Raw genomic sequence first — 23,878 nt, 5'->3', positions numbered from 1 at the left:
ATCTGTTATAAATTTACGATGGTATACCATTAAATTGTTAATTTCGCTGAAAATCGAACGGAATTATCATTTTATATGTAGATAGATCTGTTCTAAAGATAGATCAACAAACTTCTTTTTTACTTTGATAGATACTGGACCAGCTCTGGAGATACTTTACAGGGATGAGCATTATATTGCAGTGAACAAGCCAAGTGGGATGTTAGTACATCGTACTGAGCTTGCTGAGCAGCAAGGTGTGTTTGCCATGATGAAACTGAGAGATCAAATTGGACAACACGTATTCACTTGCCATAGGTTGGATAGGCCAACTTCAGGAGTGTTGATATTTGGACTTTCAGCAGAGGCAGGGCACAAGTTGCAGATGAAATTTGCGGATAAAACCATATTCAAAAAATACTTGGCAGTAGTAAGGGGTTATACATCGGATGAAGCTATTAGATTAGATAAGCCTGTTAAGAGCCGTTACGAGAGTGAGGCAAAAGATGCAGTCACGTCTTTTAAGACAATAGCCAAAGTAGAATTACCAATTCCGGTTGGTCCCTATGAGACAGCTAGATACTCATTAGTGGAGGCATATCCAGAGACTGGGCGAACTCATCAGATTAGAATTCACCTTAAGTCGTTAAATCATCCAATAGTTGGTGATACTAGGTACGGAGATGGGAGACACAATAAAATGATTCAGGATAAATTTGGCAATAATAGACTTTTGTTACATGCTGAAGAATTGTCTTTTGAGCACCCTTTTACAGGAGAACTAGTAAAATTGCATGCAGATATGCCTAGTGAAATGAATAAAGTACTTGAGGAGATAGGACTTGTTTCACCTACTGTTCCAATAGAATAAATTAAGACCAGCTTATTACTTTAAACTATAGAAATGATAAAAATAGCAGACTACAATAAACTAAAAGTAGAAAGAAAAACAGACATCGGTTATTACCTTTTAGGAGATGATGAAGAGATTTTGATGCCTAATAACTGTATTCTGGATGAGAGCTTTAAAGAAGGGGATACCATTAAGGTATTTGTATATAAGGATCATAAAAACAGGCTGGTCGCAACTCAAGAAGAACCTTTGGCTAAGGATGGGGATTTTGCATGTTTAGAAGTCGTAGATGTAAATGACTCTGGAGCATTTATGGATTGGGGACTCACCAAGCAGTTAATGGTACCATATGCTGAACAGTCCAAAAAAATGAACATTGGTGAAAAACATGTGGTAAGGGTGCTGGTTGATCCACGTACAGATAGACAGATGGGTACTGCTAAGTTAGGCAGTTTCTTTATGAGGGCATTTCTTGAGTTGAAAGAGAATGAAGAGGTGGATCTGCTTGTTATTAAGAAAACAGATATAGGATATTCATGTGTTGTAAACAATTTACTGAAAGGTTTACTTTATAGTAATGAGGTCTTTCAAAAATTGTATACAGGAGACAGGCTTAAGGGGTATGTTAAGAAAGTAAGAGAAGATGGTCTTATAGATCTTTCAGCCAAAAAACCTGGATATAACGAAGATGAAATATCGAAAGATGCTCAAATGCTGTTAGGTAAAATAATGGTAAACGGTGGTAGGTTAGCTATCACTGACAAATCATCTCCTGAGATCATTAAGGAGGAACTTTCTATGAGTAAAAAGCATTTTAAAAAGGTCGTTGGTTTCTTATTGAAGAATAATTTAATAGAAATATTTAGCGATGAAATTGTACTAAAACAATAATCTCAGTTTGTACGTCATTTTGTTTTGCTGTATCTTGATACTTCAATAAATTTTAGATTATTTAGTACAAAATCTATTATAAGCACCTATTATTAATATTAGGCAGATTTTTTGTAAGCATTTAGCTGTGAACATAAATAAACCTTTTGTTCACATTGATAGGTTAATCTGTGTTAACAATATGAATAATCTGTCAATATTAAATCAAATCTATTATCAGTCGCACTTGATATTAACTGCTGTTAAATTGGATAATTTAACGTTGAAAAAACTGTTTGACGTGAGCGAGTATTATGAAAAGCTAAGAAACTTTGAGAATGTGATATTCTCCTATAAAGGTCAGATGTCCGGTAAGATGTTAGATGAAATACTGGAGCATATGTCTGATAAGCTTTCAGACCGTGAGTCTCACATTAAACTTCGGAGAAGGGTAAGCATTATTGCTGTAGAAATTCTACAGAATGTTTATCATCACTATGCCGCTGTAACAGAAGGTGACAGTCAGCATAGTCCTGTTATATTTATGCTTGGAAAGAATGAGGACGCATATTTTATCCAGTCGGGTAATTTTGTGTCTGTTCAGAAAGCCTCATACCTTAAAGAAAAAATAGATTATGTGAATAGTTTATCTTTGGAGGAATTGAAGTCCAAGTACAGAGAAATCTTAAGTAATGGAGATTTTTCTGAACAAGGTGGTGCTGGATTGGGTATTATAGATATAGTACGTAAATCTGGTCAACCATTGGACTATAAATTTGTTGAGTCTGACAACAAGCAAATATTTTTTGAGCTTAAGATTAATGTACCTTTGATTGCTTAGAGATAAGAAGTCATAGTTGCATATTTTTTAAGCAAAAGATTTATCCTGACAATAGGATTGTTTGGCTAAAGCCAAGAAGATAGTTGTCATGATGAGCAGGGTTATCTCGGTTTTTATTTTTTGAAAATAAATTTGCCATAAGGCTTTTAATATGAAAAATTTTTATCTATCCCAAGGACATAAGACACCTAAGATTGAGTTGAATTATGAAAAAGGTCATCTCTATATTGCTGGTAGATCGATTCCTGAAAACTCTATTGAGTTTTACCGTCCACTGATAGATTGGGTCAATGAGTATATAGATCAACCTCAAGACCAGACTGTAGTAGATATCAAGCTTGAATACTTCAATACAAGTTCTTCTAAGTGTCTGATAGAAGTTTTTAGAGCATTGGAAGAGCTAAATGCAAAAGACGGTAGTGAAGTGGTTGTAAATTGGTATTTTGAAGAGGATGATGAAGATATGGAGGAGTCGGGAGAAGACTTTAAGGAAGTGATCAAAGTGCCAAGCCAATGAATATGATTCCTTATAAGGATGATGAAGGTTCTGAAGAAGAAACTATTTTTGCAGCACTTTAACTTATAAAGTTAGAGGGTGATATATTGGAGAGGGAAGCTAATTTGAATAATTGGCTTCCTTTTTTTGTATTAGTGAATTTGCTTTTGCTCCAGTCCTTACTTTGGTTTATTATTTATCATATATTCTTAATATGGATGCAAATGAGCTTAAAGCTTTACTTACACTAATGTCCGATGATGATCCTGAGGTAGTTAGTATTGTAAAAGATCGATTGGAATCAATGTCAGCTCAAAACTTGGATGCTTTACTGAATATTGCATTTGAGGATGGAGATAGTGCAGTTGTAAATCGGCTGAGTGTCCTGATGCAGAATCACAGAGTCGAGTTGACAGAGTTTAGACTCTCAAGATGGATTGCAGAACAATCAGGAAATGTACTGGAATTGTTGTGGATTATTGCTGCCTTTGAAAGGCCTTTACTTTCAATAAAAACGCTCAATGATGTTCTTGTCCAGTTGAATTATGATATCTGGCTTGAGATGCAACATGATTTGTATCCTGTAGAAAAGATAAAAAAGATAGATCACCTTTTTTGGCAAAAGCTAGGTTTCAAGACTTATCAGTATCATAAAAGCAACAAAGTAAAGCCGACTTCTATGTTGATGGTAGATGAAGTGATGAGTTGTAGAGAAGGTAATTATTTGATTATCTGTATGCTTTATCTACTAGTGGGGCAACGTCTCAATATGCCTGTTTCTTTAGTGAAATTACCCTCAGTTTTTTTATTCCGATATACATTTCCTGACAATATCTTTTACGTACACCCTTTTAGTAGGCGAATGCTTTTTTCCAGAAAGGAGTTGGAAGGTTATGCAGTACAAATGCATAAAGTGCCAGAAGAGGTTATCAACGAGCATTTTTCAGGAAAAGAACTGGCGACTGTCTTACTGAAAGAATTGAGGGTGGCTTATCAGAAAGAAGAAAATGAACAAGACAGTAAATTAGTTGATAAACTGATATCCTCACTGATGTGGCATCGATAAAAAAAGCACACTTTAGATTAATCTAAAGTGTGCCTTCATAGTACATTATAATTGATAAATTACATATCCTCAGCTTTCACCCATTCTTGAGTGCGGAAGAAGAAAGCAACATATCCTCTTACCATTAGCTTACCATTTTCAGTCCACAGCTTACAGTCATATACTTTACCGTTTGCTGGGTCCATGATCTCACCTTCAGCGTATTCTTTTCCTTTTTTTTCCATATCAGTGATGATATTCATGCCAACGATTGGTTGGTTTTTTCTGTCACCAGGACACTCATCACAAAGTGTGTCAGCAGGCTTATTTAGAAGCTTTACTATTTTGCCAAATACTTTGCCATTCTTTTCATAAATCTCAACAATTGATTTTGCTTCGCCTGTTTCCTCGTCGATGGTTTTCCATTTGCCCATTACGGACTGTGCTTGAATTGCTGCAGTACCAGCAAGTAGCAATGTGATAGTAAGTAAGAGTTGTTTAAACATGGTATTTAATAATTGAAATAATAAAAATAAACATCTAAGCCTACAGTCAGGAAATTGAACTGTAATGCTTAAACCATATTAATTAAGAATAATAGGTCTTCCTTGGTAAAAGTCCAAAACTTTTGATTTGAACACGTAATCATATTTTGCCCTGATTAGCTCAGCTTGTGCAATATTCAAATTGTTTTGAGCTACTGTATAATCTGTGGCATTGGCTGCACCATTGTTGTAACGATTCTCAATTGTTCTGAATTGCTCAGTCAAAGCCTCTACCTGTTTAGAGCTGGCTATGAAAGTTTTCTGAGCAGCCAAGGCTTCTGTGTAAGCTCTTTCAATATCAGAACGTAATTGCTGTCGTACAGACTGGGCGTTCAGTTGGGCTCTTTCTATGTTAATTCTAGAAATTTCTACCTGATTTTTTGCACTGCGGTTATTGTAAATAGGAATACGTAATGTCAATCCTGCATAATACCTTAAACTTTCATCCAACTGTGTGCCAAGACTAACAATTTCAGTTGTTGGAATTTTTTGTCCTGTCTCAGTTTCTTTATAGACAAGGTTGTTTGTCGAATAATTACTTGTAACTCCTGCATTTGCAGTAAGTGATGGTAAGTAAGCACCTTTTGCTATTTCTTCACTCATACTAGCACTTTCGGCTCTCAAATCAGCACTTTTTACCTCGGGCATATGGGATTCAGCACTGTTGTACACTGTGCCAAGGCTTGCGAAAACCAATGATTCAGGTGCTCCTATTTCAGGTCTTACAATATTGAAAGGAGAGTCTGCTTCAAGTCTAAGCAATTGCTTAATCTGAAGCTTAGCCATAGTCAATTGATTTTCTGCTGTAATCAACTGCGATTCATTGGTCGTTTTCTGAGCCTGCATATCCAAGAGGTTAGCCAAAGGCAATGCGCCAGCTTCTACCATTTTTTGCATTCGCTCAATTTGGTCATTATTAGAAGCAACCCTTTTCTGAGCAACAGATACGTTCTCTTCAGCAAATAAAATCTGCAAGTAGGCTGCCGCTACTTGTAATGAGATATCATTTTCTGTCTTTTGCATGTCCAGTAGGTTGGCTTCAGCGTCAGTTTGGCTTTTACTGATATTATTCTTTATTCTAAAACCATTAAAAAGAGTGACACCTGCATTTAAGTTAAAGTTAGTTGTCCAGACATTATCAGTAACGGGTTGGTTTGTGAAAACGTCGAATGATAGGCCTCGTGAGAAGTTTTCCCCAACAGAGGCATTTACTGATGGTAAGCGTTGCTCTTTTGCATTTTGAATAGTTTCATGAGATTCTCTAACGTTTAGCTGACTCATCTGAACCTGAATGTTTTTGTCTTTTGCATAGGAAATACATTCTTCCAGTGACCATTGGTTATTGTCATTTTGGGCATTTGCTTGAAGGGCTGCCATCAGACAGAAAGCTGCAATTGATAGTTTCTTGTACATAAAAATGTTGATGATTTTAATTTTCAGTTACAATTTGACACTAAATCAAAAATCCAAAAAAAGTATTCTGAGTGGGTTGAATATATTTTGAATAAGATTTTCGATTGTTGAAATATAAGAGGATGGTAGGGAAGAATGAAGTATATAATTGAAAAAATGATATAAATAATGCAAAAACCTGATGACTAATGTTAATTATAGTCATCAGGTTCTACACAACGTTTACAATATTATTACAAATCAATATCTGGAAGGTAGTTAATCTCCCGAATCCATTTTAAGCCTCTAAGGTATTCTAAAGTAATTTCTCTAGGAGCTGAATCCATTTCAAGGAACTGACAAGCCAAGTCATTTTTACCTTTTCTGGAAACAGTCATTTCTGCAATATTACAATCGTCATGAGACATAACATTGGCAATAAATGAAATAGTGCCAATCTGGTCCTCTGCCAAAACAATCAGTGTGTGAGTACTCGCACTGAAATTGCATGAGAAGCCATTCACTTCTTTGATTTTGATCAATCCACCACCTCTGCTAATTCCCAACACTTCTGCCGTTTTATCTCCTGCTTTCATTTGCAGTCTGATTGTGTTTGGGTGTTGAGCAGAAGCATTTCCTACAGGCTTGAAAGTATATTTTAGGTTTGCTTCTTTTGCTAAATCCAATGCACATTTTATTCTGTCATCATCGGTTTTCATATCCAAAAGACCGGCAATGATAGCCCTATCCGAACCATGACCTTCATAAGTGCGGGCAAAAGAGTTATAAAAAGTGATGGTCACTTCTTCTGGTTGACAACCCAACATTTTTCGTCCAACTCTACCAATTCTTACTACTCCTGCTGTATGAGAGCTAGAAGGCCCAATCATTACAGGCCCAATCATATCAAAAATGCTACTTTTTTCCATAGTCACGCTTCGTTACATGTTCTGCTGAACCTTGATTCAGCAATAAAAAGTCTGTTCTGTGTAGTTAGTACGCTTATTCGGCTGCAAATATGCTAAAAGCAGTCTAAAGTTTAAAGGTTGTACAATTTTTATAATTATTGAACATTTATTTAGAGCTTTCGTTTACCTCAGAGGCACTATTTTTAGTCCATGAAAATTGAACTTTATAGGGCTATGATTTAAATTATTTTGATAATTTACACTTTGTAACCGTCTATATACCATACTAACGATTTGGATACATTGATATCCAGCCTATTAGACAAACTATCATTAATATAACCAAGTATTACCATGAAACCGATTAATGCAGCGATTACGGCTGTTGCCGGATGGGTTCCGGATGAACGATTAACTAATCAGGACCTAGAACGGCTGGTTGAGACCAATGACGATTGGATCGTTAGCCGTACAGGGATTAAGGAGCGAAGGATTTTGAATGGGAATGGGAGAGGGACTTCCGAAATGGCCATTCACGCTGTGAAAGATCTATTGGTTAAGAGAGGAATTGAAGGCCATGAAGTGGATCTGATTGTTTGTGCAACGGCAACACCTGATATGGGTTTTGTGTCGACAGCTAATATTGTAGCAGAAGCCATTGGCTGCAATGCCATGAGTTTGGACATTTCTGCAGCTTGTTCGGGATTCCTTTACGGTCTTGAAATGGCCTCCAACTTTATCCGAAGCGGAACCTACAAAAAAGTAGTGGTCATTGGGGCAGATAAAATGTCATCAGTGATTGACTACAAGGACAGAAACTCCTGTATCTTATTTGGAGATGGGGCAGGAGCAGCTTTGCTTGAGCCTGATGAAGAATATGGAATTGTTGACGCAACAATGTATTCTGATGGAAGTGGAAAGAATATGCTTAATGTCAAAAGGGGAGGCTCGGCTTATCCTTTAGGTGCTGAAGATTTTTCTGCAAGAGAGCATTATTTTTATCAGGATGGGAAGAATGTTTTCCGTCATGCCGTGACTAAAATGGCTGATGTAGCTGCTGAAGTGATGGAAAAGAATAACCTGACAGGTGAAGATGTTGCTTGGCTGATTCCACATCAGGCTAATAAAAGGATCATTGAAGCAACTGCTCAACGAATGAATGTTGGCATGGACAAAGTAGCCATGAACATTAGCCAATACGGGAACACTACAGGTGCTACCATTCCATTGTGTCTTTGGGAATGGGAGAAGAACTTTAAAAAAGGAGATAATCTGATTTTGGCGGCATTTGGTGGTGGATTTACTTGGGGTGCTATTTACCTTAAGTGGGCATACTAAATATCCGGAATGAATTATTTATAAATGGAGTCCTTGGAAATGAACTTTTTCCAAGGACTTTCTTTTTTGAACTGTCTTAACCTGTATTCTTTTTGTCTTATTTTTATAGCATTGAAAGTTGATATGTAAAGAACCAAATCCTATAAAATGAAAAGATACAGTCATTATTTTTTACTGTTACTATTGATCCCTTCATTGAGTCTGGCACAATCTGTAAATAAGGAGAAGGTTGTGGTATTGCCATATGTGGAAAACTATGAACCTCTTTGTAAGGCAATGGAAGAGGATCTGGATAGACGAAATGCTGTAGAAGCAGTAGAAGAGGTGTTTAAGGAAAAAGGTTACAAGGTTGCTAAAGTCACACCTTTACTGAGATACCTAATGAAACAAGGAAAGTGCTCAGGAAATAATGAAGAGACAATTAGAAATGTCTGTGAAGTATCGGGAGCAAGCCTATATGTTTTACTTGAAGCAAATTATAGTACATCCTCTACAGGAAACTATGTGAATCTGGCAATGACTGTATTTGATGCGGCATCTGATTTTCAGCTTGCCTACAAGACAATGCGTTCCAATAAGATGTACACCAGCGATATTGCGGGGTTGACTAGACAAGCATTTAAACGTGATGCGGATGAGTTATTGGCTGAGATAGCATCAGCTGAAGACGATAATGGTGTTTATGGAAATAACAGGAACAAGGCGATTACCCTCAAATCAGATGTAGATACCAATATACCTAAAGCCAACTTTGTGAATGAAAATGCAGTGGCAGTTGTGATTGGTAACAGAAATTACCGTAATCCTGATGTACCAGCCGTCGATTTTGCTATACATGATGCAAGGGCTATGAAAATGTACCTTCAGCAGGCATATGGCTTCAGGGAAGGGAATATCATATATGTTGAGGATGCGACACAGGCTTCATTTAATGCAATTTTTGGTACAGATGGCAACCCGAAAGGAAAGCTATATAACTATGTAAAGGCAGGGAAATCAGATGTATTTGTGTTTTATAGTGGTCATGGGGCGCCAAATCCTGAGACTAATGAAGGTTATTTTGTGCCGGTTGATACTGATCCGTCACTGATTCAGCATAATGGATATTCACTGAATACTTTTTATACAAATCTAGGAGAAGTACCTTATCGCTCGCTGACTGTACTTTTGGATGCCTGTTTTAGTGGTGCATCTGAAAAAGGAATGTTGCTCAAGAATATTTCACCTGTATTTATCAAGACACAAAATAAGGTTATGAGAGATGAGAAGGCAATGGTATTTGCATCAGCTTCAGCAGATCAGGTTGCTTCATGGTATCCTGAAAAACAACATGGGCTTTTTACTTACTTCTTTTTGAAAGGAATTCAGGGGTATGCAGATGCTGATCAAAATGGATTAGTTAGTTTGGATGAAATGGGCGATTATCTGAATTCAAATGTGGTTTACATGGCTAGACGCTTGAATAATCGTGAACAAAATCCTCAGGTGATTGGGGTGATAGAAAGGACTGTATATAGCAAGGATCAGGTTGAACAAAAACAGCATTGATTATAAGTGATTAACGATTGTTTAGATATAATAAAGGCTAATTTGATAATAATTCGGATGTTTTGGTGCTATTGACTGTTATATTTCTTGTTGATCGTTATTCATCAATCAGATAGCTCTAATCAAGTTTGATAATTAATGATGTGTTAAAAAATGAACAATAAAATAATGATGTGTTTATTTTTTAACATTAAAATTTTTATATATTTGCCTTCACCTGCGAAAAACACAGTGAAATTATTCTGTGTTCTTTAAGAAAGGGGAGGCTTTTTATTGGGCTATTATCTGCCTTTTTAAGCAGTATTTATTTACAAATTCTCAAAACTTAAAAGCAATTATGTTGGAAGCTACAGTAACAACACAACAAGCAATTGACTTAGAACACAAATACGGAGCCCATAATTACCATCCGCTACCAGTAGTGCTTTCAAAAGGTGAGGGAGTATATCTTTGGGATGTTGAAGGTAACAAGTATTTTGATTTCCTTTCAGCGTACAGTGCTGTTAACCAAGGGCATTGCCACCCAAGAATTATCAATGCATTGACAAAACAAGCTCAGGAACTTACACTGACGTCAAGAGCATTTCACTCAGACAAACTTGGCGTTGCTGAGAAGTTTGTGTGTGAATTCTTCGGTTACGATAAGGTGCTGTTAATGAATACAGGTGCTGAAGCAAATGAAACGGCTATCAAACTTGTAAGAAAGTGGGGTTATACTAAGAAAAATATTCCTGCAGATGAAGCTGTAATTGTGGCAGTGGAAAGAAACTTCCACGGTAGAACAACTACAATTATTTCTGCATCAACTGATGAAACTGCCAGAAACCACTTTGGTCCATATATGCCAGGCTTCCAGGTGATTCCTTACGATGATGTAGAGGCGCTTGAAAAAGCTTTGTCAAATCCAAATGTAGCAGGCCTTTGGATTGAACCAATCCAAGGTGAGGCAGGTGTTTATGTACCTCAGGACGGATACTTGAAGAAAGCAGAAGCGCTATGTAAGCAAAACAATGTATTGCTTATGATGGATGAAGTTCAGACTGGTGTGGCACGTACAGGTAAAATGCTTGCAGCAGATCATGAAGACGTAAAGCCTGACCTATTGATCTTGGGTAAAGCAATTTCAGGTGGTGTTTATCCTGTTTCAGCTGTTTTGGCTAATGACGATGTGATGCTGGTATTGAACCCAGGTGAGCATGGTTCTACATATGGTGGTAACCCGCTAGCTGCTGTTGTAATGATGGAGGCTTTGAGCGTTATCAAGGATGAAAACCTGATGGAAAATGCTCAGCGATTGGGTGAGGTATTCCGTAGCAGAATGGAAAAGGTGATCGAGAAATCTGATCTGGTTCTGAAAGTAAGAGGTAAAGGTCTTCTGAATGCAATCGTGGTAAACGATTCTGAAGAAAGTGAAACTGCTTGGAATATTTGTGTGAAACTGAAAGAAAACGGTTTGTTGGCTAAACCAACTCATGGTAATATCATTCGTTTTGCACCTCCATTGGTAATTACAGAAGAGCAACTGCACGAATGCTGTGATATCATCGAAAAAGTAATCCTTGACTATAAGGCATAAGCAATTGGCTTAAAAATGAATAGAAAACGCTCTGCAGCTATATGGGTTGCAGAGCGTTTTTGTATCATAATATTTTTCAGTTCAAGTATTGTTAAAAACTAAACATAAGAGTCGGAGTTAGAATTAGTTGATAGTGTTGAATCGAAACGTAGTACAATCTAATTAAGAATGACTTTAGATATCCTTGATTAGACCATTATATTTGCGGCATAGTTTTTTGTGGCAGAAGTAAGAAAAAATTAAATTTTAGCTATATGAAAAACATTGTAAAACTGACAGTAGTATCCCTACTGATTATTGCGGCAGGGGTAAGCACGTCGTGCAAAACACAAAAAAAATTCAACCCTAAAAAGCCACTTCCTTGTCCAATTAAAGACTGCTAGACAGCTTTAAGTGACTTTTTTCCTTATACTTAGGGTATATTGTTTTAGGGTTAATCTATTCTAATTTAGTTGATTGACAATGAAAATTTATTTCAGAAGTTTCCTGTTGTTAACAGGACTTTTCTTTTTGATTTCCTGTGATCCGAATGCGGACAGAAATCAATTTTTTATCAAAGGAAAAGTAAGTCTCAATGAGAAGAATTACGGTGATGCTATCAGGTATTTCAGTGAGGCGATCAAATTGGATTCCGCTTTTTATGAGGCATTGAACAACCGGGGAGTAGCATTATTTGGACAGCGTAAATATGATTTGGCTATAGCTGATTATAGCAGAGCTATCCAAGTCAATGACACGTTAGCTGATGCATATTACAATAGGTCAAATGCCTATTATGAGTTGGAAGACTTTGAACAGGCATTGAGTGACCTGAATATTGTAACAGGTATTTATCCTGACTCAGCTTATGTGTTCCTGAATCGCGGTATGGTTTATCAGCAATTGGGTAAAACAGACAGCGCATTAGTTGATTTCAATAGTGCGATTAGGTTGAACCCAAAAAATGAGGCAGCCTATGTCAATAAAGGGTATATCCTTTACACAAGACAGCTTTATGATGAAGCGGAATCTGCTTTCAAGAGTGCGCTTGAGGTAAATCCGAAACAGCATCAGGCATGTAATAATCTAGGACTGATCGAGTCAGAAAAAGGGAATTTTGACGAAGCACTTAAGTATTATGATAGAGCGATTGAGTTAAAACCATCTCATCCTTTTTACAGAAACAACAGAGGCTATGCCCGTATGAATCAGAATGATTTGGATGGAGCAGAACAGGATTTTAAACTGTCTGTGTTTTATGATGAGAAGAACCCTTTAGCTCAACGAAATATGGGTATCTGTTTGGTTAAAAAAGGAGATGAGAAGGCTCTTGAATTTCTTACCACAGCCAAGCAGTTAAATGCTGATACACCTCAACTCTATTTTTGGCTTGGAAAAGCGCTCCTGCTAAAAGGAAATCAGAATGAGGCTTGTAAAGCATTTGTAGAGTCAAAAAGTAGAAATGAAGGGCTTGTTTCTGAGAAAGAAATGAAAGGTTGTTAAAACATTTTGGTCAAGGAAATTTTATATAAAAATTGAAGTTTGCTAAGAAAATTGTGCAAATTTCACAATATTATTTTATTCTTGCTCATCGAAAGCAGCCCAATAAAAGGACTTGAAGCTTCTTTTATTTTTAATTTGATAATTGTAAGTCGATTGCTCCTTGATTCTTCAATAAACTGAAAATCAAAAATGCATAAGTCATTGGCTCATGTAGCCACAACAAAAGCAGACTCAATAATGGACTTTCAGAACCTACTACTAGAACAGCAGAATGGTATACTAACCATAACCATCAACCGTGAAGATAAGCTGAATGCACTGAACGTAAAGACAATCGAGGAGATTGAGCAAGCGATTCAGATAGCATATGACGAAACGGATATCCGTGTGGTGATAATCACAGGCAAAGGTTCAAAAGCTTTTGTTGCAGGTGCGGATATTGCTGAAATTGCAGAATTGAATGAACTAAATGCCCGCAAGTTTTCTGAAAGAGGACAAGAGGTGTTTGAGAAAATTGAACATTGTCCTAAGCCTGTCATTGCAGCCGTTAACGGTTTTGCACTAGGAGGCGGTTCAGAAATTGCAATGGCATGCCATATACGTGTTGCATCAGAAAATGCAAAATTCGGATTACCTGAAGTATCTCTTGGACTGATTCCAGGTTATGGAGGAACACAAAGACTTCCTAAACTGGTAGGGAAAGGGTTGGCATATGAAATGATCCTAACAGGAGAAATGATTTCAGCTTCAAGAGCGGCTGAAATTGGACTTGTGAACCACGTTTATCCTCAGGACATCTTGATGGAAAAATGCAGAGACATGGCAAGCAAGATTATGCAAAAGGCTCCTTTAGCTATTGCACATGCCATTGATTGTATTCATTATGCTCAATCAGGTACTGATGGGTTTAATATGGAAGCCAATGCATTTGGAAACTGTTGCAAAACCGAAGATTTCAAGGAAGGTACATCTGCATTTCTTGAGAAAAGAAAGCCTGAATTTGAAGGCAAATAACTAAATGATACATTAAAGTGTCAGGCTAATATCCAAAAACTAAAACTAATTAAATCCCGTCTGTCAGGTGAATTTTCCTGTCAGGCGGGCTTTTTGTTTACTGTTTATTCATTGGCAAGATCCATTTCGTAAGTGGAATTTCACTATTATTGTGCCCCCTTCAGTTTAATCATGTGAATTGTAGAAAGTGTGAGTGATTGGGACGACACATCGAGGATTAGGATAGATATTTTATAAAATATAAGATGCTTAAAAAACTTTTTTCTGAAGCGGTGCTGTATGGAGTCAGTACTGTGTTGATCAGGTTGATTAATTATACACTGATTCCGATTCATACAAAAGTTTTCGCTCCTGCTGAGTTTGGAATTGTATCCATTTTTTATGCATATGCTGTGCTTTTTAATGCATTGTATTCATACGGTATGGAAACAACATTCTTTAGATTTATGTCTAAGGCAGATGAGAGTGAAAAGCCTCAAGTTTATAATAGGATTCTCACTTCGCTTATCAGTTCATCATTATTGTTCTCAGCAATAATGTATGGCTTTTCCGCAGAAATAGCTTCGTTTTTAGGGTATGCCAATGCCCAACACTATGTTCAATGGTTTGCCATTTTATTTGCTATCGATGCGATTCTAATCATTCCATTTGCAAAATTGAGAGCAGAGCACAAAGCCAAGCAGTTTGTTAGCCTAAAGTTGGCAGAAGTGATTGTAACTGTAGGTTTGAATTTATTCTTTCTTGTTATCTGTCCTAAAATATATTCTGGTGATTCTCCTGAAACAATCAGTTGGTTTTACAATCCAAATTTAGGAATAGGCTACGCATTCCTTTCCAATCTTTACGCTAAAGCTTTTGTTCTGCTACTGTTATGGAAGGCATTTGCTAATTGGAGACCGGCTTGGGATTGGACACATATGAAACAGTATTACAAATATGGTTTTCCGTTTATCCTGACAGGGGTTGCTGTATTTGTAAATGAATCATCTGACAAGTTGATGTTAGAGGCTTGGCTGCCAGAAGGGTTTTATAGCTTTGGAGACAGTACTTATGCGGTTGGCGTATACTCAGCTTGTTATAAGTTATCCATATTTATCACTTTGGCTGTTACGGCATTTAAGTATGCAGCAGAGCCATTCTTCTTTGCACAGGCTGATGATAAAAACTCACCTGAGACTTTTTCAAGGGTGATGCGCTACTTCATCATTGTATTGATGATTATGGTAGTAGGGGTTTGTACCAATATTGATTGGCTGTCTTCAATTTTTATCAGAAGAGACTCCTATAAAGTAGGGTTGAGTATAGTTCCATTCTTGCTAATGGCAAATATGTTTTTAGGAATCTATTACAGCTTGTCTGTATGGTTTAAAGTTACGGATAGGACAAAGTTTGGAGCCTTTATTAGCTTGGGAGGAGCGCTGGTGACCTTGCTTGGAAACTATTTGCTGATACCTGTGTTAGGTTATCACGGCAGTGCCATTGCTACCTTGATATGTTATGCTTTAATGGCTATTACATCATATGTCTTAGGTCAAAGGTATTATCCAATTCCTTACAAATTGGGAAATGCACTATTGCATATGATAGGGGGATTATTATTCATCCTGTTTGCATATTACCTGCATAAAGGTGATTTTTGGGGCAACTTTTTCCTACAAAATTGCATTTTTGCAGGATATTTGATTTTTGTGGGATTGATTGAACGTAAAGAAATAAAGAAAATGCTACAGAGACATTAATAGTTTCTGTTTGAGAAATTATGAAAGTAAAAGTTATAAATAAATCGATACATGAGCTTCCTGCTTACCAGACAGAGCATGCAGCTGGAATGGACCTAAGAGCAAATATTGCAGAAGATATTACTTTGGGTTCACTTGAAAGAGTACTTGTTTCTACAGGGCTTTTTATAGAATTGCCTGTTGGATATGAAGCTCAGATTAGACCAAGAAGCGGATTAGCTTACAAACACGGTTTGACAGTATTGAATAGCCCAGGAACAATCGATGCAGACTATCGAGGTGAAATCAAAGTGCTTTTGGTAAACCTTTCTAATGAACCATTTACAGTGAAAAGTGGAGAGCGTATTGCTCAAATGGTTATCGCAAAACATGAACAAGTGAGCTGGGATGAAGTTGAGCTTTTAAGTGAAACAGATAGAGGAGTTGGAGGATATGGAAGTACGGGGAAATAATAAATATTGAACTTTAGATATAACAAATAGTAAGTTAGAAGTTATTAAAACAGAATCATTTAGTTTTTTGGGTTAACCCTGATTATAAATCGACTGAGCTAACACTTAACATTGACTTCTATAATAATTAAACTACCAATCAAAAATTAACAATGAAAATTATTGTACCAATGGCGGGCAGAGGTACTAGACTTCGCCCTCATACACTAACAACACCTAAGCCACTTGTAAAGATTGCAGGTAAACCAATTGTACATAGACTTGTGGAAGACCTAGCTGCAATGTCTGATGAAAAAATTGAAGAAGTAGCCTTCGTGATTGGAGACTTTGGTGAAGTTGTTGAAAAAGAATTACTTGACATTGCTTCAGCTTTAGGAGCTGAAGGTAAAATATATTATCAGGAAGATCCTCTTGGTACTGCTCATGCCATTCACTGTGCAAAAGAGTCATTGGAGGGTAACGTGATTGTTGCGTTTGCTGATACGCTTTTTAAAGCTGACTTTACAATTGATAAGCTTCAGGATGGAATCATCTGGACTCAAAAGGTGGAAGACCCTTCTGCATTTGGAGTTGTGAAGGTGAACGAGCAAGGCGTTATTACGGACTTCATTGAAAAGCCACAAACTTTTGTTACGGATTTGGCTATCATCGGTATTTATTATTTCAGAGAAGGTGAAGTTTTGAGAAATGAACTTCAATACCTGATTGATAACAAGATCATGAATAGTGGAGAGTACCAACTAACTGCTGCTTTGGAGAATATGAAGCAGAATGGTACTAATTTCAAACCTGGAACTGTTCAACACTGGCTTGATTGTGGAAACAAGGATGCTTTAGTAGATACCAATCAAAATTACCTGAACTTTATAAAAGATCAGGATTTGATCAGTGATTCAGCTGAGCTTTCAAATACTGTATTGATTAGTCCTGTATACATTGGTGCAAATGTAAAGATTACTAACTCTGTAATCGGACCTCATGTATCAGTAGGAGATAACACTGAAATTTCACATTCAGTTGTAACAAACTCAATTATTCAGGAAGATGCTAAGATTACACACGTGAATATTGAGAACTCTGTAGTGGGTAACAAGGTTGAGTATTTTGGTAGATCAAAAGACTTGAGTATTGGTGATTTTACGAAAGTAAAAGAGTAGTCCTACTAAAAATAAAGGATTAAGAGCCTTTGGTTGAGGAGAAAATTCTCATCCAGAGGCTTTTTTGTTTTGGCTAATTTTCTAGGTATCAGAAGACTAATGCAATTAGTTTCACTAATTCAAAGATGTTGGCATAATATTTTTCAATCTCCAAATAGAGTTCTGTATATTAACAAGAAGAAAAACTAGGCATTTGACCCGAACAATGACTAAACAGGCTTGGTTTTAAAGTAAAATACTGACTTTTTATTGTCAGTAAACAACCTTGAACTCACTCATTAGGTTGTTAGCTACTAATTCTTACATTAAATACATTATCAGGGAATGATATCCATAAAGCATATAACATTATTACTCCTGTTAGTAGGTTTCTTTTTTTCTGTTTCTGATGTAGAGGCGCAGCGTAGGGATAAGAGACGCAATAAAAAAGTAGACCATCCTTCTGCAACATTTAAAGGGGTTTCCAAAGCTGTTCAAGCTGAAGCAGAATCACTTTTTATTGATGGAATGGGGAAATTTATGTTGGAGGACTTTGCCGAAGCCTTAGAAAGTTTTAAGGAGTGTGACAAAATCACTGGAAATGAGCCTGCTGTAAAGTACCAAATGGCTCAATGCTTTTATATGCTGAAGGATTTTGAAAAGTCTTTGCCATATGCTACTCGTGCAATGGAGTTGGGAAAGGATAACAAGTATTACTACCAGCTTGTCGGAGAGTTGTATAAAGAAATGGAGCAATTCGGAAGGGCATTGGAAATCAATAAGTCTCTATTGGAAAATACGGGAGATGATGAAGATACCTATATGGAAATTGCAGCCCTTCACTTGATGATGAATAATCCGGAAGAGGCCATCAAGACATATGATAAGATGCAGGAAGTTTATGGTGTGGATGAAATGGTCGTAAGGCAGAAACAGCGCATTTATATCAGGCTTAATAAATTGGATGATGCCATAGATGAAGGCCAATTGTTGATAGATAGTTTTCCTGATGTTGATGAGTTCAAATACTCTCAGGTAAGGCTACTGATTGGTAATAGCTTAAATGACAAGGCAAAAGAAATGCTTGACCCACTTTTGGAGGAAAACCCTGAAGATGGTCAGGCTCATTTTTTGAAAGCCAATATTCTGATGGCTCAAGGTGACGAGGAAGGGTATCGCAGAGAGCTGAAAGTTGCCTTTGGTAGTGAGGATATGTCAGTTGATGAGAAGCTGAATATATTGGGAAATTACCTTCAATACATTCATAACGAAAAGCAAATGGAAGAAGGTTTTGAACTGGCTCAGATAGCAGCTAGGACACACCCTGATCATCCGCAGATGAATGTAGTAATGGGAGACTTTTTGATCAGGCAACGAAAACTAAAAGATTCAAGAGCATACTATGAGAAAGCGGTTGAGTTGGATGGGAATAATTATAACACTTGGCAACAACTCATGAATATAGATTGGGAGCTCAATGATATGGATCAGTTGGCCAAACACTCAGAGATGGCTTTGGAGATGTTCCCCAATCAAGTGAATTTCTATTTGTTCAATGGTACTGCTTTATATATGCAAAAGGAGTTTATGGAAGCCGAAGCTATACTTGAGCAAGGATTGTCTTTGGCAATTGATCCAGCGACCAAATCTCAGTTTCAGGCTCAACTCGCTGATGTGTACCATGAATTGGAAAAATACCGTAAGTCTGATGAGGCTTTTGATGCTGTTTTAGCTTTTGATCCAAATGATCCTCATGCATTAAATAATTATAGTTACTTCCTTTCAACTAGGAAAGAGCATCTTGAGAAAGCACAAGAAATGGCTAGTAAGTTAATTGAAATGCATCCTGACGATGCTACTTACTTGGATACCTATGGTTGGGTTTTATATGTAAAAGGGGATTATGGTGAAGCTGAAAAGATCTTAAAGAAAGCTGTAGCCCAATCAAATGATGCGACTGTCATCGAACATTATGGTGATGTATTGTTTAGACTAGGTAGAAAAGAAGAAGCAATTCAGCAATGGCAAAAAGCTAAGGGAGCTGAAGGAGAGCACAGTGAAATGTTAGAGAAAAAACTTGCTGAAGGAAAGTTGATTGAATAGTAACTTCTTCATTTAACTAAAAAAGTTGCCTGATATATCTAATCAGGCAACTTTTTTTATGCTTGGAATTAAAGGATGATCAATCTTTTAAAGATCATTTTGCCATTGATTTTAGTCCTCATGATATACATACCTGAACTATAGGTACTCATATCAAAAGAGGCAAATTGTGATCCTCCAACAGTGTATTCAGCAATCATCTGTCCGATTGCATTGTAGAGTTGAATTTCTACTGTTTCAGTGATACAAGGTACCTTTACAGTCAGGTTCTCCATAACAGGATTAGGATAATAAATTATATCACCTCGATTTAGAAGTTCGAATTCTTCTGGAGTAACAAACCCTGTAAGCCCATCACAGGTATCACATTTACCTTCCGTTTGCATCTCATTCTCAAACATGAAGAAAGCAATTTCAGTGTCGAAAGGAAGGTAGAAAACTTCAGTTGTGTCTGAGTTGACCATTTCCCAATCGCCATAGTTACCATTTTCTGTGGCGATCCTATACAGTATAGGAGTAGGGTTGGTATTCTTGATTTCCCATTTTTGTTTGTATTGCTCATCAATCCAAACAATGTCAATACATTGGATATTTGCAATTTCTGTACTAAAACAATTATCCATCGCATTGTCATCAATTTCCAATACATGGGTTGTGCCATCCTCTTTTACTTCATGGACTTCCATTCCCGAAGAAATAAGATTAATCGTATTTTCAGCAGGAACGGGTATTTGGGAATCGTTTCCATTGATGTCTATATAACGGATTGTTCCAACTATAGAACCACTGTTAGTGACTTCTATACTGTATAATTCAGACCCTTCATAGGCTCTTCTACATATGCTTGATACTGTAAGCAACGATTGAGATACACGACCAATTTCAAATGATCTTGTAACAGAACATGTAGGGTCATCAGGATCAGTTACTTTTACAGAGTAAATGCCTGCTGAAAGGTTTTCAACTGTAATTGAATCACTTAGCTGTTCAGGCTCAATTATTCCATTTTCGTCAGATATGGTGTAAAGAAGAGAGTCTGCATCTGTGGTTGTGATTGTCGCTGTACCATCTTGATTGTTTTCAGTTTCATCGGTTGTATTGATGATAACTTTATCTACCGTGAGGTTACACGGAGACAGAGAACAGTAGGAGCCTCCTAAATCAAAATAGGTAAATGCCTTAATGGTTACAGTATTGATAATTGTAAATGGGTTGAAAGTGACATTATGCAATTCACCTGTAGAAAAATTGTAAGCCCAATATTTCCCATTTCCATCTTTAGCAAGCTGGAAAACATAATCGGTTTTTAGGCGAGTTAATTCTGTATAGGTGTCACTTGCTACCTGATACATCCAAATGGTGTTTTGACTTTCAATTCCATCATAGGTGGAGCCATATATGACAAGGTCATCTTGTGGACCATCAACAACGATGTCACCATAATCATAGGTAGGGCCATTACCATTTGTCAGGTTTTCTACAGCAGGGCCATTTTTTGCCGATTTTCCATCAGGATTAAGTTGTATCCTGTAGATATCTTTTGCCATTGACTCGACTTCTGTTCCTATATAAAGGGAGCCTTCATGAAAAGCAGCACCACCGCTTTGTAAATCTCCTTCAACATTAAAAGTACCGAGTAGACCTTCCTCTTTTGTTTTAAGGTCGTACCAGTAAACCATTTGGTTATTGGCGTAATAAGCCAAACCAAGGTCACTGTTGATTGCCAGAGCATTCACACCACTGATATTGTTCTCATAAAGACCTGAAGTATTGCTGGCAGGGTGTATCCATTCAAGTGTGCCCGTTCCAGTTATTCCAAAAATTGTATCACATGAAACATCGTCTGGGTTGTTTGTCTGTGCTTGAATTTGGAGGGAGGGGATCAATAATGTTAGGATACAGACTGCAAGGCACAATATAATTTTGTACATAGCTAGACATTCATTACAATGATGTAAGATATTTGGTTGAAATACAGCTTGTTGGTTAGTTTACAAATGTATGTTTTAGTTGTTGATAGCGTATTGAGACTGGTTGATAATAGCTGTTTTCTTAATTTAAGTATAAATAAGATTAAAACAACTGTACAATGTTGAGAATATCATGGACTGCTGTGAATTGTCCATTTTTATCTCGGTGTAAGAATAAAGAGGGTTCAGTGAAAAAAATATGAAATGATAATGTAATTTTATTAACAAAATGACTCTTTTAGAGGTATTATAAAGAGGTAATTGGGCTAAGTATTAAAAGGCTGTATTATTCTCAGGAAGAAAAATTATAAAAAAAGAAAAGAACCTTGAGGTTTTGTAGATAGGAGCTAAACAGGATGGAAAAAACGAAGCTATGGTATTTTGATAACTTGAGTGTATTATCAGTTCTGTCTAAAGATGAGAAAAAATGGGTAAGTGAGCACTCTGTAATGTCTGCTTTCAAGCGTAAAGAGCTTGTTTATTGTGCAGGTGATTCATCCAAGAGCTTGTATTTTTTGAAAGAAGGTAAAGTCAAAATATCTAGGTATTCTGACGGAGGGAAGGAGATTATTTTAGATATACTGTCACCGGGACATATTTTTGGGGAGCTTTCCCTAACAGGTGAGCAAGAGCATAATGAAATTGCAGAGGTCTTGGAAGATGCCTTGGTTTGTTGTATCAGTGTGTCAGAAATGGAGAATATTTTCAGGAAAAATCCTGCATTTAATCTGAGTATCACGAAGCTGATAGGATTGAGGCTTAAGAAAGTCCAAAGTAGGTTAGAGCATTTGTGCTTTTACAATGCAGAGGATAGGGTAAAGATGTTTATCAGTGAGCAAATGGCTGAACACGGTAGGAGGTTACCGAATGGTGAGGTTGAAATCAAACTGAAGCTTACCCATGAGGACATTGCAAAACTGACTGCCACCAATAGACAAAAAGTGACTACTGTGTTAAGTGCTTTAGAAAAGGAACGTCAGATCAAATATAACAGAACGAGAATTCTTGTGAGGGAGAACGCTACACTCTAGTAATAATGACTAGCCCTTCCAAAAGAGGAAGAGCTAGTCAATATTACATTATGTGCTGAATATAATATTGTTATTATCAGATCCATTATTGGGGATCTCCTTCCTTAATTCCTGAGCAATTATGAATTCGTCTTTAACTTTACTGAAATCATAAATGATCGTACCATCTTCTTTTACCTTCATTTCCGCATCCAAATCAAAGGCAGTGTCTTCTATTAGCTTTTCAATTTCATTATCAGATAAACCATCTCCCATAACGGAGGCACTTTGTTTCATCAGTTCATAATTGATTTCATTGGAAGACTCCTCAAAAATCATTTGATACAGGTCTTTTCTAACCTTATTGCGTTTGATTACATGTTTTTCCTTTTCATGTTTGACAGCTCTCAGTGCAGGAACTGCAAAAAATACGGATGAGAATATCAAAGGAATGTATCCTAATGCCCACCTGATTGTCTCTGTTTGGCTCCCGAAAGTTTCTATAAACTGATAGTCAAATGTTTTGGAAAGAATATAGCCTGAAGCTGCCAAGTTAAAGAAGTTGATACAGCCAATCCATATATTCCTGCTCTGTGAGTTTCCTGTTAGGGCTTCAGATGGCTCTGCTTGTTTCCAAAACCATTCAAAACGGGCATCTTTTTCTTTGGAGGCACTTCTTCTGAGTTCATCAAAATCGCCATATAGGGTACCAGTTGATGGATGAATTTTAGCATCACCATTAAACCTTACCAGTATATCTGAAAAGAAGTTGCCTGCTTGTTCCCCTTGAAGTCCTGTAAGAGCCTTAGCCTCTGCTTGAACTCCCAGTCCCTTACTGTTTCTTAGGAAAGCAGCCATTTCTTTTTGTTGTTTCACAGGGTCAAACTTAGGCTTGGGAGGACCAAACACGAAGTCATAAATTGAACTGACAAAGCTTTTCTTTTTTTGAGGACTTTTGACTTCTGTATAAAGCTGTTTCTCATACCGATAACTTTCTCCCCTAAACATGTCCCAAATAAAAATACCACGAAGGATATCTGTAAATAGAAACATAAAGTTGAAATTGAGAATAGGCTCACCATCGTTACTGTCATCATCTGAAGATCCTGAAATCTGGACGACAAATGCCATTATCAAGAGTGCTACAAAAACGATAAAATACACAATAAGCATAACAGCAATCCAGACTTTGAAGATAACAACAAATGCTTCCCAAAGCCATTGTTGTATCTCTTCCCATCTTTCTTTCCAAGTTTTCTCACCTCGCCTTCGTAAGTGATTTCCAAAATCATAAATCAAATCACCTTGTTCGGTAACCTTCAGTTGGCATTCGTATTTTTCCATCATGGCGTCAAGTGCATGCTTGGCGTCATCTGTATTTAAGCCAGAAAATGCGGCAACATCGCCGACAGTCATCTGGTTTTGATTACTAGATGAAAAATGTGTTTCCAGTTTTTTGACACTTTCAGTGGTGGTTATTGTTGACATAAGCCATTCGGGGATTATTTCATGTAAGTTTTGTTCATCTTGTTGACTATTATGAAAACGAGTCTAAAGGACTAAAAGTTGGGGAAATAAAAA

20 protein-coding genes are annotated in these 23,878 nt (G+C 36.9%); 15 read left to right on the top strand and 5 right to left on the bottom strand.

What is annotated here, in order from left to right:
* Positions 1-124 precede the first annotated feature (124 nt).
* The 5 genes from V6R21_RS16545 (at position 125) to V6R21_RS16525 (ending at position 4,105) form a co-directional block, all read left to right on the top strand.
* A complete protein-coding gene (locus V6R21_RS16545; protein ID WP_334244743.1) occupies positions 125-850 on the top strand; it encodes an RluA family pseudouridine synthase in 726 nt (241 codons plus the stop codon).
* Positions 851-883: 33 nt separating this feature from the next.
* On the top strand, positions 884-1,723 hold the full coding sequence (locus tag V6R21_RS16540) for a CvfB family protein (protein ID WP_334244742.1): 840 nt from the start codon (positions 884-886) through the stop codon (positions 1,721-1,723).
* Between the two features lie 247 nt (positions 1,724-1,970).
* The gene (locus tag V6R21_RS16535; protein ID WP_334244741.1) at positions 1,971-2,543 is read left to right on the top strand and encodes a SiaB family protein kinase; all 573 of its coding nucleotides are present in this window, start codon (positions 1,971-1,973) and stop codon (positions 2,541-2,543) included.
* A 151-nt stretch (positions 2,544-2,694) separates the two neighbouring features.
* Positions 2,695-3,060 carry a DUF1987 domain-containing protein gene (locus tag V6R21_RS16530; RefSeq protein ID WP_334244740.1) on the top strand — a complete coding sequence of 122 codons (366 nt, stop codon included), beginning with the start codon at positions 2,695-2,697 and terminating at the stop codon, positions 3,058-3,060.
* A 193-nt stretch (positions 3,061-3,253) separates the two neighbouring features.
* A complete protein-coding gene (locus V6R21_RS16525) occupies positions 3,254-4,105 on the top strand; it encodes a transglutaminase family protein (RefSeq protein WP_334244739.1) in 852 nt (283 codons plus the stop codon).
* Between the two features lie 59 nt (positions 4,106-4,164).
* On the opposite strand, the gene V6R21_RS16520 is transcribed toward V6R21_RS16525, so the two are convergent.
* From V6R21_RS16520 to sdaAB, 3 genes are all read right to left on the bottom strand, one after another.
* Positions 4,165-4,590 (bottom strand): DUF2147 domain-containing protein, encoded by a 426-nt coding sequence (locus V6R21_RS16520; protein WP_334244738.1) that lies wholly within the window; start codon positions 4,588-4,590, stop codon positions 4,165-4,167.
* 78 nt (positions 4,591-4,668) lie between these two features.
* Positions 4,669-6,042 (bottom strand): TolC family protein, encoded by a 1,374-nt coding sequence (locus tag V6R21_RS16515; RefSeq protein WP_334244737.1) that lies wholly within the window; start codon positions 6,040-6,042, stop codon positions 4,669-4,671.
* A gap of 233 nt (positions 6,043-6,275) precedes the next feature.
* Positions 6,276-6,950: an L-serine ammonia-lyase, iron-sulfur-dependent subunit beta gene (gene sdaAB, locus V6R21_RS16510; protein WP_334244736.1), complete on the bottom strand. Its 675-nt coding sequence runs from the start codon at positions 6,948-6,950 to the stop codon at positions 6,276-6,278.
* A gap of 333 nt (positions 6,951-7,283) precedes the next feature.
* Here sdaAB and V6R21_RS16505 point away from each other — a divergent pair, with 333 nt between their 5' ends.
* From V6R21_RS16505 to V6R21_RS16465, 9 genes are all read left to right on the top strand, one after another.
* A complete protein-coding gene (locus V6R21_RS16505; RefSeq protein WP_334244735.1) occupies positions 7,284-8,267 on the top strand; it encodes a beta-ketoacyl-ACP synthase III in 984 nt (327 codons plus the stop codon).
* A 147-nt stretch (positions 8,268-8,414) separates the two neighbouring features.
* Complete coding sequence (locus V6R21_RS16500) at positions 8,415-9,815, top strand: DUF6175 family protein (protein ID WP_334244734.1); 1,401 nt, start codon at positions 8,415-8,417, stop codon at positions 9,813-9,815.
* A gap of 337 nt (positions 9,816-10,152) precedes the next feature.
* Positions 10,153-11,391, top strand: coding sequence for an ornithine--oxo-acid transaminase (gene rocD, locus V6R21_RS16495; RefSeq protein WP_334244733.1), 1,239 nt, complete (start codon positions 10,153-10,155; stop codon positions 11,389-11,391).
* 462 nt (positions 11,392-11,853) lie between these two features.
* Positions 11,854-12,873 carry a tetratricopeptide repeat protein gene (locus V6R21_RS16490; RefSeq protein WP_334244732.1) on the top strand — a complete coding sequence of 340 codons (1,020 nt, stop codon included), beginning with the start codon at positions 11,854-11,856 and terminating at the stop codon, positions 12,871-12,873.
* 189 nt (positions 12,874-13,062) lie between these two features.
* Positions 13,063-13,887: an enoyl-CoA hydratase/isomerase family protein gene (locus V6R21_RS16485; protein WP_408613012.1), complete on the top strand. Its 825-nt coding sequence runs from the start codon at positions 13,063-13,065 to the stop codon at positions 13,885-13,887.
* Between the two features lie 245 nt (positions 13,888-14,132).
* Positions 14,133-15,626, top strand: a complete 1,494-nt coding sequence (locus V6R21_RS16480; RefSeq protein ID WP_334244731.1) for an oligosaccharide flippase family protein — start codon at positions 14,133-14,135, stop codon at positions 15,624-15,626.
* Between the two features lie 20 nt (positions 15,627-15,646).
* Positions 15,647-16,078 (top strand): dUTP diphosphatase, encoded by a 432-nt coding sequence (gene dut / locus V6R21_RS16475; protein ID WP_334244730.1) that lies wholly within the window; start codon positions 15,647-15,649, stop codon positions 16,076-16,078.
* 152 nt (positions 16,079-16,230) lie between these two features.
* Positions 16,231-17,235 carry a sugar nucleotidyltransferase gene (locus V6R21_RS16470; protein WP_334244729.1) on the top strand — a complete coding sequence of 335 codons (1,005 nt, stop codon included), beginning with the start codon at positions 16,231-16,233 and terminating at the stop codon, positions 17,233-17,235.
* 324 nt (positions 17,236-17,559) lie between these two features.
* The gene (locus V6R21_RS16465; protein ID WP_334244728.1) at positions 17,560-19,317 is read left to right on the top strand and encodes a tetratricopeptide repeat protein; all 1,758 of its coding nucleotides are present in this window, start codon (positions 17,560-17,562) and stop codon (positions 19,315-19,317) included.
* A 68-nt stretch (positions 19,318-19,385) separates the two neighbouring features.
* On the opposite strand, the gene V6R21_RS16460 is transcribed toward V6R21_RS16465, so the two are convergent.
* Positions 19,386-21,248 (bottom strand): T9SS type A sorting domain-containing protein, encoded by a 1,863-nt coding sequence (locus tag V6R21_RS16460; RefSeq protein ID WP_334244727.1) that lies wholly within the window; start codon positions 21,246-21,248, stop codon positions 19,386-19,388.
* A gap of 395 nt (positions 21,249-21,643) precedes the next feature.
* Between V6R21_RS16460 and V6R21_RS16455 the strand changes: the two genes are divergently transcribed.
* A complete protein-coding gene (locus V6R21_RS16455) occupies positions 21,644-22,318 on the top strand; it encodes a Crp/Fnr family transcriptional regulator (protein WP_334244726.1) in 675 nt (224 codons plus the stop codon).
* A gap of 48 nt (positions 22,319-22,366) precedes the next feature.
* Here V6R21_RS16455 and V6R21_RS16450 read toward each other — a convergent pair whose 3' ends face one another.
* Complete coding sequence (locus tag V6R21_RS16450; RefSeq protein WP_334244725.1) at positions 22,367-23,785, bottom strand: hypothetical protein; 1,419 nt, start codon at positions 23,783-23,785, stop codon at positions 22,367-22,369.
* Positions 23,786-23,878: the final 93 nt, after the last annotated feature.

The sequence above is a fragment of the Limibacter armeniacum genome, from assembly GCF_036880985.1.
Taxonomy (GTDB): domain Bacteria; phylum Bacteroidota; class Bacteroidia; order Cytophagales; family Flammeovirgaceae; genus Limibacter; species Limibacter armeniacum.
Note: the sequence above shows the minus strand (reverse complement) of the source record. Positions and strands in the feature narration are given on the sequence as shown.

Bases quoted from the DNA above. Each gene is read 5' to 3' on its own strand.
- V6R21_RS16540 (WP_334244742.1), top strand. From the start codon at position 884: ATGATAAAAATAGCAGACTACAATAAACTAAAAGTAGAAAGAAAAACA.
- V6R21_RS16530 (WP_334244740.1), top strand. From the start codon at position 2,695: ATGAAAAATTTTTATCTATCCCAAGGACATAAGACACCTAAGATTGAG.
- V6R21_RS16525 (WP_334244739.1), top strand. From the start codon at position 3,254: ATGGATGCAAATGAGCTTAAAGCTTTACTTACACTAATGTCCGATGAT.
- V6R21_RS16520 (WP_334244738.1), bottom strand. From the start codon at position 4,590: ATGTTTAAACAACTCTTACTTACTATCACATTGCTACTTGCTGGTACT.
- V6R21_RS16515 (WP_334244737.1), bottom strand. From the start codon at position 6,042: ATGTACAAGAAACTATCAATTGCAGCTTTCTGTCTGATGGCAGCCCTT.
- sdaAB (WP_334244736.1), bottom strand. From the start codon at position 6,950: ATGGAAAAAAGTAGCATTTTTGATATGATTGGGCCTGTAATGATTGGG.
- V6R21_RS16505 (WP_334244735.1), top strand. From the start codon at position 7,284: ATGAAACCGATTAATGCAGCGATTACGGCTGTTGCCGGATGGGTTCCG.
- V6R21_RS16500 (WP_334244734.1), top strand. From the start codon at position 8,415: ATGAAAAGATACAGTCATTATTTTTTACTGTTACTATTGATCCCTTCA.
- rocD (WP_334244733.1), top strand. From the start codon at position 10,153: ATGTTGGAAGCTACAGTAACAACACAACAAGCAATTGACTTAGAACAC.
- V6R21_RS16490 (WP_334244732.1), top strand. From the start codon at position 11,854: ATGAAAATTTATTTCAGAAGTTTCCTGTTGTTAACAGGACTTTTCTTT.
- V6R21_RS16485 (WP_408613012.1), top strand. From the start codon at position 13,063: ATGCATAAGTCATTGGCTCATGTAGCCACAACAAAAGCAGACTCAATA.
- V6R21_RS16480 (WP_334244731.1), top strand. From the start codon at position 14,133: ATGCTTAAAAAACTTTTTTCTGAAGCGGTGCTGTATGGAGTCAGTACT.
- dut (WP_334244730.1), top strand. From the start codon at position 15,647: ATGAAAGTAAAAGTTATAAATAAATCGATACATGAGCTTCCTGCTTAC.
- V6R21_RS16470 (WP_334244729.1), top strand. From the start codon at position 16,231: ATGAAAATTATTGTACCAATGGCGGGCAGAGGTACTAGACTTCGCCCT.
- V6R21_RS16465 (WP_334244728.1), top strand. From the start codon at position 17,560: ATGATATCCATAAAGCATATAACATTATTACTCCTGTTAGTAGGTTTC.
- V6R21_RS16460 (WP_334244727.1), bottom strand. From the start codon at position 21,248: ATGTACAAAATTATATTGTGCCTTGCAGTCTGTATCCTAACATTATTG.
- V6R21_RS16455 (WP_334244726.1), top strand. From the start codon at position 21,644: ATGGAAAAAACGAAGCTATGGTATTTTGATAACTTGAGTGTATTATCA.
- V6R21_RS16450 (WP_334244725.1), bottom strand. From the start codon at position 23,785: ATGTCAACAATAACCACCACTGAAAGTGTCAAAAAACTGGAAACACAT.